A 15,197-nucleotide genomic window follows, 5' to 3' on the forward strand; every position below is an offset into this window, starting at 1 on the left:
ATGAGAATCGTCATTCAACGTGTAAGCCACGCTTCTGTCACTATCGACAGCCAAGTGAAGTCGGCCATCGGCCCCGGACTGCTGCTCCTTGTGGGCATTGAGGAAGCCGACGGACCGGAAGACGTGGAGTGGATGGCCCATAAAGTCATCAATCTACGCATCTTCGATGATGAAAACGGCGTCATGAACCGCTCCATCCTCGATGCAGGAGGCGATATGCTGGTCGTATCGCAGTTCACGCTTTTCGCCAGTTACAAGAAAGGCAACCGCCCCAGTTGGCTGCGTGCGGCCCGCCACGAGACATCTATCCCCCTCTACGAGGCCTTCTGCGCCCGCCTCTCTGAAGGTATCGGCAAGCCTGTGGGCACGGGTGAGTTTGGCGCGGACATGAAAGTAGAGTTGCTCAACGATGGTCCCGTGACGATATTGATGGACAGTAAGCGAAAAGAATAATCCTATGAAATCTCCACACCGCCCATCTCAAGGGGAGGATTAGCTATCATCGCAACAAACCATTCATCCTGACACCACTACACCGCACCACCTATGACCATAAAAGAAGCCCAAACGGCCGTAGACAACTGGATTAAGACCTACGGCGTGCGCTATTTCAGCGAACTCACCAACATGGCCTGCCTCACAGAAGAGGTGGGCGAACTGGCCCGTGTCATGGCCCGCACCTATGGCGACCAGAGCTTTAAAGCCGGCGAAAAGCCCAATCTGGGCGAAGAAATGGCCGATGTGCTCTGGGTACTGCTGTGTCTGGCCAACCAAACTGGCGTAGATCTGACCGCTGAACTGCAGAAAAGTATAGAAAAGAAAACAAAAAGGGACGTCACGCGTCACCGTAATAATCCGAAACTTAATCAATAATAACAATATGGGAACAATAAAAGAAACCGTAATGAACGACATGAACAAAAGCCGGAAAGCCGGCGAAAACAAGTATGAAGAAACGCTCAGCAAGTATGACTGCGCGCTCAATGACGAGCAGGTGGCTGCGGAAGTGAAGCAGTTGCTCGACGAGAAAATGGCCGAAAACAACAATTTGGAAGTCAAAAAATTCCTCTTCGGCAGCATCGAACTCACTACCCTCAAGAATACCGACAACGACGAGAGCGTGATGGCATTCACGGAGAAGGTGAATCGCTTTGACAACGACTATCCGGAACTGCCCCACGTGGCCACCATCTGCGTGTATCCCTGCTTTGCGGCGGCCGTAAAGAACACGCTCGACGTAGAAGGCGTGAACATCGCCTGCGTTTCGGGCTCTTTCCCTTCGTCTCAGGCGCTCATCGAAGTGAAGGTTGCCGAGACCGCACTGGCCGTGAAAGACGGCGCAGACGAGATTGATATCGTCATGCCCGTGGGCAAATTCCTCTGTGGCGACTACGAAGGCGTGTGCGACGACATCAGCGAACTAAAGGAAGCGTGCGGTGAGGACGTGGCCATGAAGGTGATTTTAGAGACAGGTTGCCTGCGCAATACGGCCGATATCAAGAAGGCTTCCATCCTCTCGATGTACGCCGGTGCCGACTATATCAAGACTTCAACCGGTAAAGAGAAAGTAAGCGCGACGCCAGAGGCCGCCTACGTGATGTGCAAAGCCATGAAAGAATATTACGATCAGACGGGGCGTCAGGTCGGTTTCAAGCCTGCCGGTGGCATCAATACGGTCGATGACGCCCTCGCCTACTACACCATCGTGAAGGAAGTGCTCGGCGAAAAATGGCTCACCAATAAGTGGTTCCGCCTCGGTACCAGCCGATTGGCCAATTTGCTGCTGAGCGAAATCGAAGGAAAAGAGATAAAATTCTTCTAATGAAAGCCTCTCCCAACCCCTCTAAAGGCTACTCTTTATACACTTCTTTTTAACATTATAAAGCATTGATAATCAGTGATATATTTGCATATATCGCTGATTTTTTGTATTTTTGTATATGTACAATTGAAATTTTTGAGTCTCTTGGCAGAGACCTTCGAATCGGTCGGCGCGTTGCCGGTTTGTTCAACAAGATGGTAGAAAAACAAAGTGCGGTGATCAACCGGTGCTTTAAACTCCATACGGACAAAATCGGGGCCTATAGGGTCCTGCATAATAAAAGATGGGATATGGAAGAACTGATAGACAGAATCAGGCAATACTCCGGCAAGGCCTGCTCGGGTCATGAGCATGTGCTATGCCTCCAGGACACGACCGAACTCTCATACGATCACATCTGTGGGCGTCTGTCGGATGATGACCCCGACTTCGGGGACGGTACGACGTCCTTGATGAAATACTCCGTCTTCGTCCATCCCACTCTGCTCGTTGACGCCTCGTCCTGCCTGCCCATAGGTTTCTCTTCCCTGAGGATATGGAACCGCGAACGTATAGAGGGCAGGAAAAAGAGCAACAGGCGTTCCGCCTTGCCTTACAAGGACAAGGAGTCCTATCGCTGGGCGCTGGCGGCAAAGGAAAGCGTGGCGTGTATCCCGGACGATGTCCGCAAGACCGTTGTGGGCGACCGTGAGAATGACGTCTATGCTTTCATGGAAGAGGCTTTGGGAGCCGGATGCGATTTTCTTATACGTTTCTGCCATGACCGCATGGCGGATGCGGCAGGGTACTCAGGCAGACTTACGGAACTCTTGGGCAAGTCCAAGCCGATGGGGGAATATCGCTTTTCCCTTCCCGGGCGTAAAGGCCGCGAAAACCGGACGGCAGTCATGGAGGTGCGCTTCCTGCCCGTTTCCCTCCATGCCTCGGGCGAAGGGGCTGACGGCAGGGAAAAGCCGGAGGTTTACTGCGTACATGTCATCGAGCGTGCCGACTCTGTTCCGGCAGGCGAGGAACCGGTGGAATGGCGCTTGCTGACCTCGCATGAAGTCGTCAACCTCGCCCAGGCTGTGCAATGTATAGAATGGTATAAATGCCGATGGCTTATCGAAGAGCTTTTCAGAGTTACAAAATCCAAGGGCTTTGGAATAGAGGAGGTACAGTTGGAGGATGGCGGGAGCACAAAGAAGCTAATCGCCCTGACCTTTCTTGCGGCGCTTAAGTGCCTGACCCTCAAAAGGGCATATGACACGAAAAGGGAAGATGTACCGGCCGGAGTCATCTTTACTGAAGTCCAGATAACAGTGCTGCATGTGCTTATGAAGATGATACACGCCAAGAGTCCGAAAGCAAAAGATGGCAGAAATCCCTTCAAACAGGGATCTCTGCCATGGGCAGCATGGGTCATTGCAAGACTGCAAGGGTGGTGTGATATGGGAAAGGACACCAGACCCGGATATATTACGCTAAAAAGTGGACTGCAGATATTTGAATACCAAGTAGCCTTCTATACAAACCTAAAAGATGTGTATAAAGAGTAGCTCTAAAGGAGGGAGGCCTACGGACAGAAACTAATTGTGAAAATACAAGGGGGAAAGAAACGAAATGCTTCTAACACCCTACGCTTCAAGGAGAGCGAGTGTCTACGGACAAAAACGGATAGTATTTCAAATACAAATCGCCACCAATTCTCAATAGGAGATTGGTGGCGATTACCGTTTGAACCCCTATCGGGGCATGAAAAATCATGAAAACAGTAACGCTTGAGCAATTACCAAATTATTACCACTGCGTGGTAATTCCACCATCGCTTAGTATACACAAAAAGACGGTGTAGTGTACCGGGATTAGTTGACAGCTTTTATTCTTAAACACGCTTGAGGTTGACAAACTTCATCCTTATGTTGGATTGAGGTTGTCAGCGATGACTGTCGCCAACCGTTCGTTGTTCGTTTTATATAAGGCTTAGAAAGAGGGATTGATAAAACCCAATCAATCGTTAGAAGCATGTGGAAATATAGCCACGTTTACAATGAATTGTAAACCATTCTCCAAAAAATCATATCCTGAAAGATTGACTTAAATGAAATGACATTAGCCAAAGAGAGTGGCTAATGTCATTCGTTTTATCTGTATTAATGTCGTTAGTTTCTATCCCCAGACACGCTGTTGTCTTTTAGTAAGGAACAGATGATTCCTATCGGTAATGTCATTCGTTTCTGTCCGTAGGCACTCCCCTCCTTGGGACTACTCTTTATACACATCTCTGTTTAACAAAAAACTCTTTAAAAAATAGCGTATGCTATAAACAGAATTTAAGTAAGATAATCTCGAAAAGTCAATGATTTCAACATCAAACAACAGAGTTCTTATCACAAATTTTAAGTTAATCGAGATGTGTATAAAGAGTAGTCCTTGGGAGGGGCGGGAGGCTCAACTCTTCCGCTCTATCACGAAGTCCAGATAGGCTGTCAGCGCTTCTCTGATGGCCGTATCCCCTACTCTTTCATCGACAAAACGCATGCAGGCCGCGTGGAAATCGCGCATACGCTGTTCGGCATATTCGATGCCGCCGTGCGCCTTGGTGAAAGCCACAAGACGGGCGATTTCATCGGGATTGACCGTGCGAGCCTTCACCTTTCGGGCCAACGCCAGCATGTCGACGTCACCGGTGGTGTTGAGCGCATGTATCACGGGCAGCGTCAGTTTGCCTTCGGTCATATCGTTGCCTGTGGGTTTTCCGATTTCTGAGGCGTCATAATAGTCGAAAATATCGTCGCGAATCTGGAACATAATGCCCAAATTCTGGCCAAACTGCGCTGCCGCGGCCACCGCTTCCTGCTCGGCACCGGCACTCTCTGCGCCTATGGCCGCGCACGACTCAAATAAAGCGGCTGTCTTGCGCTTGATAATTTCGTAGTAAGCTTCTTCTGAAATCTGCTGATTCTGAATGTTCGACAGTTGCAGAATCTCACCGTCGGACAGCGTGCGACCCAGTTCGGCCAGATAACGCACGATAATTTCCGAATGGGTACGCGATACATAGAGCAAAGCGGTCGAGAGAATGTAGTCGCCAACGAGCACGGCAACCTTATTATTATACGTGGCATTGACACTGGCCTGCCCCCGTCGCTCACTGCTCTCGTCCACCACGTCGTCGTGTACGAGGCTGGCGGTGTGCAAAAGCTCGAGACCTACGGCCGCATGCTGCGTGACACTGCTCACCGAACCGAAGTTGCGGGCCATCAACAGAATCAGCATCGGGCGCATCCGCTTGCCACCTTTGCCTCGGATGTGCGCAAGTGCCTGAGCCAGAAGACCGTCGGAATGGTCTAATGAAGCTTGGAACAACGCGATGAAATCGGCCAATTCGGCTTGGATAGGCCGCTGAATAAGAGAAAGGTAGTCCATTCGAATTTGTAATTTGTCACAAAATTAATGAATTAATCGGTAATTGTGATTGTTTTTTACTAATTTTACGGCAAATAATAAAAAACAGAATGGATAAATTATTCCTGTTAGACGCGTATGCGTTAATCTATCGTTCCTACTATGCTTTCATCCGATCACCCCGCATCAATTCAAAAGGATTGAACACTTCGGCCGTGATGGGCTTTGTCAATACGCTCCACGAGGTGATGACCAAGGAGCACCCCACTCATATCGGCGTGGCCTTTGACCACGGCTCGACGTTCCGCCACGAAGCGTTTCCGGCCTACAAGGCACAGCGCGAGGAAACGCCCGAGGACATCAAGTTGAGCGTTCCGATTATCAAAGACATCCTGCGGGCCTTCCGCATCCCCATCCTACAGGCCGATGGGTTTGAAGCCGACGACGTGATTGGCACACTGGCGCTGCGCGCCGGTGAGGCAGGCATCGAGACATACATGCTCACGCCCGACAAGGACTATGGCCAGTTGATTCGCGACAACGTATATATGTATCGTCCGCAACATGGCGGCGGCTACGAAAAGTTAGGACCGAACGAGGTTCAGGAGAAATATGGAATCAGCACTCCGGCACAGGTCATCGACCTGTTGGCCCTCATGGGCGACTCGGCCGATAACTTTCCGGGTTGTCCGGGGGTAGGTGAAAAGACAGCGGCGAAGCTCATCAATGAATTTGGTTCTACCGAAGAGCTCCTCGCCCACACCGACCAACTGAAAGGAAAAATGCGCGAGAAGGTGGAAGGGGCCATCGAAGACATCAAGATGTCAAAATTCTTGGCGACCATCCGAACCGATGTGCCACTCGATGTGACGTTCGACGATTTGAAGGTAGAAGCACCCGACGAGAACAAACTGGCCGAAATCTTCACCGAACTGGAGTTTAAGACGCTCACAAACAAAATCTTAAACAAACCCGAACAAAAGCAAAAAAATGCAAATATAGAGCTTGATATCTTTGCGGAAAATACGAACGATGGGGCGGTTGTCGCAAAAAAAGCCGACTATTTGAGCCTTAAAACAACCCCTCATGACTACCAACTCGTTGATAATGAGGAAGAAATGCGTCGTTTTTGTGACTTTTTTCTTACAAAAGAAATTATCAGTTTAGACACGGAAACGACTTCGACGAACGCAATCGACGCAGAATTGGTCGGTTTGAGCTTCAGTGTGGAGGAAGGAAAGGCGATTTATGTGCCCATTTCCGCTAATCGTGAAGAAGCCTTAAAAACCGTCAATATATTCAAACCGCTCTACGAAAACGCCGAAATCATGAAAGTAGGGCAAAACATCAAGTACGACATCGAGGTGCTACGACGTTACGACGTTGAAGTCAGAGGTCCGCTTTTCGATACGATGATTGCTCATTATCTCATCCAACCCGAGCTCCATCACAACATGGATTACCTGGCAGAGATTTATCTGAACTACCAAACGATCCACATAGAAGAGCTGATCGGCCCCAAAGGACGTGGTCAAAAGTCGATGCGCGACCTTGCTCCGACCGACATTTATGAATACGCGGCTGAGGATGCCGACGTGACTTTGAAGCTAAAGAACATTCTGGAGCCTAAGCTGAAGGAGCTTGGCGTGGAAGAATTGTTCCACAATATCGAGATGCCGCTCATCCAAGTGCTGGCTGATATGGAACTTTCGGGCGTGGTACTCGACACGAAAGCACTGGCCGAAACTGCAGAAACGTTCAACAACCGCTTGCTGGAGCTCGAACAACGCATCTATGAACTGGCCGGCGAATCGTTTAACATCTCCAGTCCGAAGCAGGTGGGCGACATCCTCTTCGGCAAGATGCGGATTGTGGAGAAGCCCAAGAAGACGAAGACTGGGCAGTATGTCACGTCGGAAGAGGTGCTGCAACAGCTGCGCGCGAAGAGTCCCATCATCGCCGCCATCCTCGACTATCGCGGACTGAAGAAGTTGCTCGGTACCTATGTCGACGCGCTTCCCAAGCTCATCAACGCCCGCACGGGCCATATCCACACGTCGTTCAACCAGGCTGTTACAGCCACGGGACGCCTTTCGTCGAGCGATCCCAACCTGCAGAACATCCCCGTGCGCGACGACGACGGCAAGGAAATACGCAAATGTTTCATCCCCGAGCCGGGTTGTCTCTTCTTCTCGGCCGACTACAGTCAGATAGAACTGCGCATCATGGCCCACCTTTCGGGCGACGAAGCGATGATAGAGGCCTTCCGCGAGGGCTTCGACATCCACGCCGCGACAGCCGCCAAGATATGGCACAAGGCCATCGGAGACGTCACTTCCGAGGAAAGGAAGAAGGCCAAGCAGGCCAACTTCGGCATTATCTACGGCATAACGACCTTCGGGCTGGCGCAACGCATGGACATCCCGAACGGCGAGGCCCGAGCGTTGATAGACGGTTACTTCGCCACCTTCCCCAAGGTGCGGGCCTACATGGAGGAGGCCAAGGAGCAGGCGCGCCGCCAGGGATATGCCGAAACGATTTTCCACCGACGCCGCTACCTGCCCGACATCAACAGCCGCAACGCCACGGTGCGTGGTTTTGCCGAGCGCAACGCCATCAACGCGCCCATCCAGGGCAGCGAGGCCGACATCATCAAGCTGGCGATGGTGCGCATCTGGCAGCGGTTCAAGGCCGAAGGCATACGTTCCAAGATGATATTGCAGGTGCATGACGAACTCAACTTCAGCGTCGTGCCCGAGGAAAAGGAGCGCGTCGAGCGCATCGTCATGGAGGAGATGCAGGGAGCTTACAAGCTGCGGGTGCCGCTGACGGCCGACGCGGGTTGGGGAAAGAACTGGCTGGAGGCGCATTGAATGCCTCCCCCGCCCCTCCCAAGGAGGGGAGTGCCTGCCGGATTGATACTGGCGCAAGCCAGATGGTGAGCCTAATGATACCTGCCATGTCCATTGGGCTGGGCCTATTGGCCTTCTAAAATTTACTTCGCATGAAGAAAATCATCCTTATTCTGTCGATCATCCTCCTTTGTCTGGGCGGTCTGCTCGTGGCGGCCAGCCATTACATGCTGGCCTATTCGCTGCAACCTGCCAACAACAAGGGCCGCCGCATGAACTACAGCTATCACGCCATGCGCCAACGCTACCCCGAGATGAAGCCGTGGCTCGACAGTTTGCGACGCAATGGCGGCTGGAAGGACGTGTGGCTCACGCGACCGGGCGGACGATATCATGCCCTTCGCGTCAACGCGCCACACCCGACGAACCGCGTTGCCATCCTTGTTCACGGCTATACCGATAGCCATCTCTCCATGCTTATGATTGGAAAAATCTATGCCGACATGGGTTTCAACCTGCTTCTGCCCGACCTTAACGACTGCGGACGCAGCCCCCGCAACTTCATGCACATGGGAGCGGGCGACGATCAGTTGCTCGTTCGGCGATGGATGGCCTATGCCGACAGCCTGTGGATAGGTTCCTCGCCGGCCACTCGCCAGATACTGCACGGTGTTTCGATGGGTGCGGCCACGGTGATGACGCTCAGCGGCGGCTTCCCCGAGCAGAATTTGGACGGTCGCAACAAGGATTCTATCGACGCGCCGCTGCGCTATGTGGCCGCCTACGTGGAGGACTGCGGTTATAGCAGCACCTTCAACGAGTTTGAAGGACAGCTCAAGGAACAATTCTCACTGCCCGCTTTTCCCCTACTCTACACCACATCTATGCTCTGCGAATGGCGCAACGGCTGGGACTTCCGCGACTTTGCGGCCATCGACGCCGTGCGCCGGTGTCGCAAACCCATGCTCTTCATCCACGGCAGCAACGATACCTTCGTGCCCACCCACATGGTTTACGACCTCTACCGGGCCAAACCGGCACCGAAACAATTGTGGATAGCACCCGGTTCGAAGCACGCCCGCAGCTATCGAGACCACAAAAAGGAATACAGCAGGCGCGTAAAAGAGTTTGTAGAAAAGGCTATCTGATTGATTCTGATGGGTTCGGATGGCACGATCAGGGCAGTCCGGCCGACGAGTCTTTCCCTTAAAAGATAGGCCTATTCATGTTTTTTGTGTACTTTTGCAGCATTATTTAAAGAATATCAATCATTTACTGTCCGGCAAGGACAGTTTCTTATAAACATTTCAACAAGATTATGGCTTTAAAATGTGGTATTGTGGGACTCCCCAACGTGGGCAAGTCTACATTATTCAACTGTTTGTCGAGTGCCAAAGCGCAGTCGGCCAACTTCCCTTTTTGTACGATAGAACCCAATCTGGGCGTCATCAGCGTGCCCGACGAGCGTCTCAATAAGTTGGCCGAAATCGTGCATCCGGGTCGCATCGTGCCTGCCACCTGCGAGATTGTCGACATCGCCGGCCTCGTGAAAGGTGCGAGCAAGGGCGAAGGTTTGGGCAATAAATTCCTAGGAAACATCCGTGAGTGCGACGCCATTATCCATGTCATCCGCTGCTTCGACGATGATAATATCGTGCGCGAGGGCGGCATGGCCGTAGATCCGGTGGCCGATAAGGAAATCATCGACACCGAACTGCAGCTCAAAGACCTCGAAACCATCGACGCGCAACTGGCCAAACAGCAGAAGGCAGCGGCCGCCGGCAACAAGGATGCCAAACTAATGGTGACGGTACTCGAGGCTTATAAAGAGGTATTGGAGCAGGGACGCAATGCCCGCGAGGTAACTTTTGAAAGCAAAGAGGAGCAACAGGCGGCTCACGACCTGTTCCTTCTCACCACCAAACCCGTGCTCTACGTCTGCAATGTCGACGAAACCAGTGCCAAATCGGGTAATGAATACAGCCGTAAAGTAGAAGAAATTGCTGCCCGCGAAGGCGCCGAGGCCATGACGATTGCCGCCAAAACCGAGGAAGATATTGCCTCGCTCGAGACCTACGAGGACAAGCAAATGTTCCTCGAAGAGCTGGGACTAACGGAGAGTGGCGTCAATCGCCTCATCAAAAAGGCCTACGCTCTGCTCAATCTGGAGACCTTTATCACTGCCGGCGAGATGGAAGTGAAGGCCTGGACCTATCATAAAGGCTGGAAAGCTCCGCAGTGTGCCGGCGTCATCCACACCGATTTCGAGAAAGGTTTCATCCGTGCCGAAGTCATCAAGTACGCCGATTACATCCAATATGGTTCGGAAGCAGCCGTGCGCGAAGCCGGCAAGCTCGGTATCGAGGGCAAGGAATATGTCGTGCAGGACGGCGACATCATGCACTTCAGGTTTAATGTGTGATTTGGGTTGTGGTGGTGTTGGGTTGTGAGGATGAATATTTTGTTTTGAGTAAGTAATTATTCATCCTCACAACCCAACACCACCACAACCTAAATCACAACCCCACACCACAACAACCCAAATGGACTATTTTTATTACAAGAAACTTGAGGTTTATCAATATTCCAAGGAATTGGTAACAGCAGTGTACCAACAGCTTTCTTTGTTTCCTAAAGAAGAAAAGTTTGCGCTTTGCGACCAACTACGACGAGCCGTCATCTCCATTCCTTCAAATATAGCGGAGGGCTTTGGGAGAGTTTCTTCTAAAGAGAAAGCACATTTCATAGAGATTGCATACGGATCATTGATGGAAGTTTCATGCCAACTTGATGTTGCCAAAGACCTACAGTATCTTCATGAAAATAGTTTCAACAAATTGACGCAACAAATAGAAATCATCGCACGCATGCTTTCAGCGCTTCGTTTCTCCATCATCAAGAACGGAGACTCTTCCCTCGCAAAATTAAATAACAAATAGAAACCATTCATCACAACAACATGACACCACAACAACTTTTCATCCTTTGGAACCCCGATACCTACATCTTTCATATAGGATCTTGGGGCATACGTTGGTATTCAACATGCTGGCTCATCGGCTTGGTGGGCGCGTATTTCATGGTGAAATGGCTATTCAGCGACCAGCGGATAACCACGCGCACCATCATGAAAAACGGTAAAAAGGTAGAAGAAAACGTCTTCGACCCGCTCTTTATGTATTGTTTTCTGGGCATACTCATCGGCGCCCGCCTTGGTCACTGCCTGTTCTATCAGCCCGACTACTTCCTCACGTCGTGGGATCACGCCATCGAAATGATTCTTCCCATCCACCACATGCCCAACGGTTCGTGGCGATTTGTGGGCTACGAAGGGCTGGCTTCGCACGGAGGAACGCTCGGTCTCATGCTGGCGCTCGTGCTTTATAGCCGCCAGATGGGTGTCAAACTATGGACGGTGCTCGACAACATCGCCATCGCCACCCCCATTACAGCCTGCTTTATCCGTCTGGGAAACCTCATGAACAGCGAGATTATCGGCAAGGTGACCGATGTACCTTGGGCTTTCATCTTCGAACGTGTCGACCAACAGCCACGCCATCCCGGCCAACTCTACGAGGCTCTGGCCTACGCCTGCTTCTTCTTCGTGGGCTGGTACTTCTACCGTCGGGCGAAGCGTCCTGTGGGCCAAGGCTTCTATTTCGGTCTCTGCATCACGCTCATCTTCGCCTTCCGCTTCGTCATCGAGTGGACCAAGGACGTGCAGGTGGACTTCGAGCAGGGCATGTTCCTCAACATGGGTCAGCTGCTCTCCATTCCCTTCGTCCTCTTGGGCATTTACTGCATGAAGCGATGACCTAATCCCCGTCCGTCGCGCTCGACGACACGCAGCAACTGCTCGTCGGCCGTTCCGTCGGTAGCCGGAATCTCCAGCAGCTCGCGCACCTTACGGGCCAAGGCGGCAATGCGGCGGTCGCGGTCGGGTCCGTCGTCGGAGTCGAGGGTGCGCCGGATAACGTCCAACTGGTTGAGCGAGAGGTTCTCGGCCTCCGGATAGACAGGCTGATAATGAGGGTCGAGATGGGCGAACTCGTCGAGCGATACCTTGACCTTACGGTAGTTGCCTAAGCGGATAACCATCGTGCCGTCTTTCTTCACCACCCGCAGGCGCATCACCAGCTTGCCCACGCTCTGCCCATGGTTGAACACTTCCATGAGCAACGGATAGAACAGGGCCGGCAGATAGACGCACAGCACGAGGAAATAACCGCTGCCAAGACCCGGAAAACTCACCCTTTCGATCAGCAACGTGAGACCTGAGACATAGCAAAAAAGTAGAAAGAGATCGATCAGCTGGGCCAACAGACGCTCGCCAAAGCTGGCGGGCGACTGGCTGATGTGGACAAACTGTCCGGTAATAATATTGGATTCGGCCATTTATTGATTGGTTTCTGTTGCAAATGTAAGGAAATTTCTTTACTTTTGTGCTCATCATGAAGAATTATATACCGTAGTGGCACGTATTAAAAAGGCTGTCGGATGAAGGAAGTTCTGTTTATACGCACTCATTTCGAACGATGGAGAGCGACCGAGACGCTGGCCGACGCCTATTCTGAACTGACGGCCGACCTGGCTTTCGCCCAAACCCACTACCCTCACTCCCGTATTACCCTTTATCTGAACAACCTGGCGTCGGCCCTGCACAACGAACTCTACGGCAACCGGCGCGAGAAGTGGAGCCGTCTGCTGACCTTCTGGATGCGGGAGGTGCCCGACGTAATGTGGCGCGAGCGGCGGTTACTGCTCGTCTCGCTGTTCATTTTCATGACGAGCGTGCTCGTAGGCGTGGTCTCTACGCTGGGCGACGCCGACTTTCCACGCCTCGTTCTGGGCGATGCCTATATGGATATGACCCTCGATAATATCGACAAGGGAAAGCCCATGGGCGTCTACGGACAGGGAGAAGAGGGCATGATGTTTCTCGGTATCACGCTCAACAACGTCATGGTGTCGTTCGGCATGTTCGCCTCGGGCCTGCTGACGAGCTTCGCTACGGGTTTCCAGCTGTTTCAAAACGGCTTGATGGTGGGCTGTTTCGACACGTTTTTCTACCGACAGGGCCTGCTGGGCGAGAGCCTGCTGGCCACCATGCTCCACGGTACGCTCGAACTATCGGCCATCATCGTGGCGGGCGCGGCAGGCTTGGCCATGGGCAACGGTTGGCTCTTTCCGGGCACCTATCCTCGTTTAGAGAGCTTTCGGCGAGGCGCACGGCGAGGCATGAAAATCGTAGTGGGCACGGTGCCGCTCTTCGTCGTGGCCGGCTTCATCGAGAGTTTCGTCACCCGCCACACCGAACTCAACGATCTCCTGCGCCTCTCCGTCATCGGCGCGTCGCTTCTTTTCGTCATTTATTATTTTATAGTTTTACCTTATAAACGCAATCATCATGCAACAAGAAAGCCCCAAGATTAATCTTTACGAACAACGTGGCTTCGGTCAGAACCTCAGCGCCACGCTCGACTTCCTGCGCGAGAACTTCAAGCCATGGCTGCGCGCCTGTGTCTATCTGCTGTTGCCCCTCAGCCTCATCCAGTCGCTGTCGCTCAACACGATGATGGACGTCGTACTGGGCAATGCCAAGCGGATGGCAACGCTGAATCCGGCTATGGATTTCACGCCCTATACCAAAATCATCGCTTCCTATCTGGGCCTGATCGCGTGCGTATTGGTCGGCACGGTGCTGCTGACATCGCTTTGCTATGCCCTGATGCAGCGCTATCAGGACAGCGACAGCCGCCTGCGCGGCGTCACCATGACCGACCTGAAGCCTCTCATCCTGTGCAACGTGAAGCGCACGCTCATCGTAGCCCTGACACTTGGCTTCCTCGGTATCATACTGGGTATCGTGTTGTCTATGTTCAGTCTCGCGATGCACAGCTTCTTATTCGCTTTCCTGATTATCTTAGGGTTTGGCTTCCTCATGATTCCGTTGTCACTGACCATGCCCGTCTACGTGTTTGAAAGCGGCCAGACGGTTTTCGAAGCCATCGCCAGAGCCTTCAGGCTGGGGCTGCGCGCTTTCTGGCCGCTTCTGGGACTGCTCATCGTCATCGTTATCCTGGCCAACATCCTTCAGCTCGTCATCACCCTACCCTGGTACTTCGCGGTAGTGATGAGAACCGTGATGACCGTTGAGGACAATGGCAGCAGCGCGGCCGGATTGTCCGTTTTCTCCTTTGTTCAGTATCTGCTGGGCGTCATTCAAGCCTTCGGCAGTTATCTTACCATGTCGCTTACGGTCGTGGCCTTGGCCTATCAGTACGGCAGCGTAGCCGAGAAACAAGACACTCTGTCGGTAGAAAACGACATCGAACGCTTCGAACGGCTGGCCGACGACCACCGCGACGCCGACTTCGACGACTTCGACAAGCTCTGACGCCCGCCCATGCTCCAGCCATTGACCGACACCCTCACGTGCGACACCCTGCTGCTGCACCGCTTTCGGACCGATGAAGCCTACAACTACGCCCGTGAGCTGCAGGCGCCCGACCAGAACGTGTTGCAGTGGTTCACGCGGCTGCTCGACCGATGGCTGCACGACGTGTTCTCTATTTCGAGCGATACAGACCTCCGCGTCTTCATCTATATCGCGCTGGCATTGGCCTTCGTGGGACTTATCGGCCGGCTGCTTTGGCGCCACAAGCTCCGACTCTTCAGCCGGTCGGGCGCCATCGTGACGCCGGATGAGGACGAGGACAATATCTACGGCGTAGACTTCGACGGCGAACTGGCTCGTGCCATGGCACGAAAAGATTACTACCGGGCCGTGCGCATGGTCTATCTTCGCACGCTGCGCCATCTGGCCGACTTGAAAAAAATCGACTGGCAACTCTATAAGACGCCCACCCGGTATGCCCACGAATATCCCGTGGCCGACTTCCGGCGGATGACCCACTGCTTCACGCGCGTCAGATACGGCAACTATCCGGCCGACGCGACGCTCGTGGAAACGCTCCTTCGATACGAAAACGCCATCCGGCAGGAAGGAGAACGCGCATGAACCGCAAGTTTCTCATGGCCGTCGGCGTCTTTCTCGTGTTCGTCTTCCTGCTGCAATGGAACGTTCCCGCCCGCTTCGTCTGGCAACCCACGTTCGCCCACGACGACCCGCAACC

The 15,197-nt window shown here is 52.7% G+C and carries 14 protein-coding genes; 12 read left to right on the forward strand and 2 right to left on the reverse strand.

The features are described from left to right. The 4 genes from dtd to JHU38_RS06530 all read left to right on the forward strand — a co-directional run bounded on the left by dtd (position 1) and on the right by JHU38_RS06530 (position 3,360). Complete coding sequence (gene dtd, locus JHU38_RS06515; protein ID WP_107581438.1) at positions 1–453, forward strand: D-aminoacyl-tRNA deacylase; 453 nt, start codon at positions 1–3, stop codon at positions 451–453. Positions 454–546: 93 nt separating this feature from the next. Then, positions 547–873 carry a nucleotide pyrophosphohydrolase gene (locus tag JHU38_RS06520; RefSeq protein WP_107581437.1) on the forward strand — a complete coding sequence of 109 codons (327 nt, stop codon included), beginning with the start codon at positions 547–549 and terminating at the stop codon, positions 871–873. Between the two features lie 7 nt (positions 874–880). After that, the gene (gene deoC / locus JHU38_RS06525) at positions 881–1,822 is read left to right on the forward strand and encodes a deoxyribose-phosphate aldolase (protein ID WP_107581436.1); all 942 of its coding nucleotides are present in this window, start codon (positions 881–883) and stop codon (positions 1,820–1,822) included. A gap of 194 nt (positions 1,823–2,016) precedes the next feature. After that, positions 2,017–3,360 (forward strand): IS4 family transposase, encoded by a 1,344-nt coding sequence (locus JHU38_RS06530; RefSeq protein ID WP_255414281.1) that lies wholly within the window; start codon positions 2,017–2,019, stop codon positions 3,358–3,360. 892 nt (positions 3,361–4,252) lie between these two features. Here JHU38_RS06530 and JHU38_RS06535 read toward each other — a convergent pair. Next, entirely contained in the window at positions 4,253–5,230 is a 978-nt protein-coding gene (locus JHU38_RS06535) for a polyprenyl synthetase family protein (RefSeq protein WP_107581435.1), read from the reverse strand. A gap of 89 nt (positions 5,231–5,319) precedes the next feature. On the opposite strand from JHU38_RS06535, the gene polA reads away from it, so the two are divergent. The 5 genes from polA (at position 5,320) to lgt (ending at position 11,875) form a co-directional block, all read left to right on the forward strand. Continuing rightward, a complete protein-coding gene (gene polA, locus JHU38_RS06540; protein ID WP_107581434.1) occupies positions 5,320–8,082 on the forward strand; it encodes a DNA polymerase I in 2,763 nt (920 codons plus the stop codon). Positions 8,083–8,213: 131 nt separating this feature from the next. Continuing rightward, on the forward strand, positions 8,214–9,209 hold the full coding sequence (locus tag JHU38_RS06545) for an alpha/beta hydrolase (RefSeq protein WP_107581433.1): 996 nt from the start codon (positions 8,214–8,216) through the stop codon (positions 9,207–9,209). A gap of 170 nt (positions 9,210–9,379) precedes the next feature. Next, positions 9,380–10,483, forward strand: coding sequence for a redox-regulated ATPase YchF (gene ychF / locus JHU38_RS06550; protein WP_021590791.1), 1,104 nt, complete (start codon positions 9,380–9,382; stop codon positions 10,481–10,483). A 121-nt stretch (positions 10,484–10,604) separates the two neighbouring features. Further along, positions 10,605–11,000, forward strand: coding sequence for a four helix bundle protein (locus JHU38_RS06555; protein WP_107581432.1), 396 nt, complete (start codon positions 10,605–10,607; stop codon positions 10,998–11,000). 20 nt (positions 11,001–11,020) lie between these two features. After that, positions 11,021–11,875 carry a prolipoprotein diacylglyceryl transferase gene (gene lgt / locus JHU38_RS06560; protein ID WP_107581431.1) on the forward strand — a complete coding sequence of 285 codons (855 nt, stop codon included), beginning with the start codon at positions 11,021–11,023 and terminating at the stop codon, positions 11,873–11,875. Here lgt and JHU38_RS06565 read toward each other — a convergent pair. Next, positions 11,857–12,456, reverse strand: a complete 600-nt coding sequence (locus tag JHU38_RS06565; RefSeq protein ID WP_107581430.1) for an RDD family protein — start codon at positions 12,454–12,456, stop codon at positions 11,857–11,859. The two genes, lgt and JHU38_RS06565, sit on opposite strands and share 19 nt — an antisense overlap. A gap of 102 nt (positions 12,457–12,558) precedes the next feature. Between JHU38_RS06565 and JHU38_RS06570 the strand changes: the two genes are divergently transcribed. Genes JHU38_RS06570 through JHU38_RS06580 form a run of 3 tightly spaced genes read left to right on the forward strand, consistent with a single transcriptional unit; the run spans position 12,559 to position 15,082 of the window. Continuing rightward, positions 12,559–13,494 (forward strand): stage II sporulation protein M, encoded by a 936-nt coding sequence (locus JHU38_RS06570; RefSeq protein ID WP_107581429.1) that lies wholly within the window; start codon positions 12,559–12,561, stop codon positions 13,492–13,494. Then, entirely contained in the window at positions 13,469–14,458 is a 990-nt protein-coding gene (locus JHU38_RS06575) for a hypothetical protein (protein WP_107581428.1), read from the forward strand. The genes JHU38_RS06570 and JHU38_RS06575 overlap by 26 nt, the downstream gene beginning before the upstream one ends. Positions 14,459–14,467: 9 nt before the next feature. Continuing rightward, positions 14,468–15,082 (forward strand): DUF4129 domain-containing protein, encoded by a 615-nt coding sequence (locus JHU38_RS06580; RefSeq protein WP_107581427.1) that lies wholly within the window; start codon positions 14,468–14,470, stop codon positions 15,080–15,082. Positions 15,083–15,197 lie beyond the last annotated feature (115 nt).

This window comes from Prevotella illustrans (assembly GCF_017426725.1).
Lineage (GTDB): Bacteria > Bacteroidota > Bacteroidia > Bacteroidales > Bacteroidaceae > Prevotella > Prevotella illustrans.

Bases quoted from the DNA above. Each gene is read 5' to 3' on its own strand.
- JHU38_RS06555 (WP_107581432.1), top strand. From the start codon at position 10,605: ATGGACTATTTTTATTACAAGAAACTTGAGGTTTATCAATATTCCAAG.
- dtd (WP_107581438.1), top strand. From the start codon at position 1: ATGAGAATCGTCATTCAACGTGTAAGCCACGCTTCTGTCACTATCGAC.
- JHU38_RS06545 (WP_107581433.1), top strand. From the start codon at position 8,214: ATGAAGAAAATCATCCTTATTCTGTCGATCATCCTCCTTTGTCTGGGC.
- JHU38_RS06570 (WP_107581429.1), top strand. From the start codon at position 12,559: ATGAAGGAAGTTCTGTTTATACGCACTCATTTCGAACGATGGAGAGCG.
- ychF (WP_021590791.1), top strand. From the start codon at position 9,380: ATGGCTTTAAAATGTGGTATTGTGGGACTCCCCAACGTGGGCAAGTCT.
- polA (WP_107581434.1), top strand. From the start codon at position 5,320: ATGGATAAATTATTCCTGTTAGACGCGTATGCGTTAATCTATCGTTCC.
- JHU38_RS06575 (WP_107581428.1), top strand. From the start codon at position 13,469: ATGCAACAAGAAAGCCCCAAGATTAATCTTTACGAACAACGTGGCTTC.
- deoC (WP_107581436.1), top strand. From the start codon at position 881: ATGGGAACAATAAAAGAAACCGTAATGAACGACATGAACAAAAGCCGG.
- JHU38_RS06520 (WP_107581437.1), top strand. From the start codon at position 547: ATGACCATAAAAGAAGCCCAAACGGCCGTAGACAACTGGATTAAGACC.
- JHU38_RS06530 (WP_255414281.1), top strand. From the start codon at position 2,017: ATGGTAGAAAAACAAAGTGCGGTGATCAACCGGTGCTTTAAACTCCAT.
- JHU38_RS06580 (WP_107581427.1), top strand. From the start codon at position 14,468: ATGCTCCAGCCATTGACCGACACCCTCACGTGCGACACCCTGCTGCTG.
- lgt (WP_107581431.1), top strand. From the start codon at position 11,021: ATGACACCACAACAACTTTTCATCCTTTGGAACCCCGATACCTACATC.
- JHU38_RS06565 (WP_107581430.1), bottom strand. From the start codon at position 12,456: ATGGCCGAATCCAATATTATTACCGGACAGTTTGTCCACATCAGCCAG.
- JHU38_RS06535 (WP_107581435.1), bottom strand. From the start codon at position 5,230: ATGGACTACCTTTCTCTTATTCAGCGGCCTATCCAAGCCGAATTGGCC.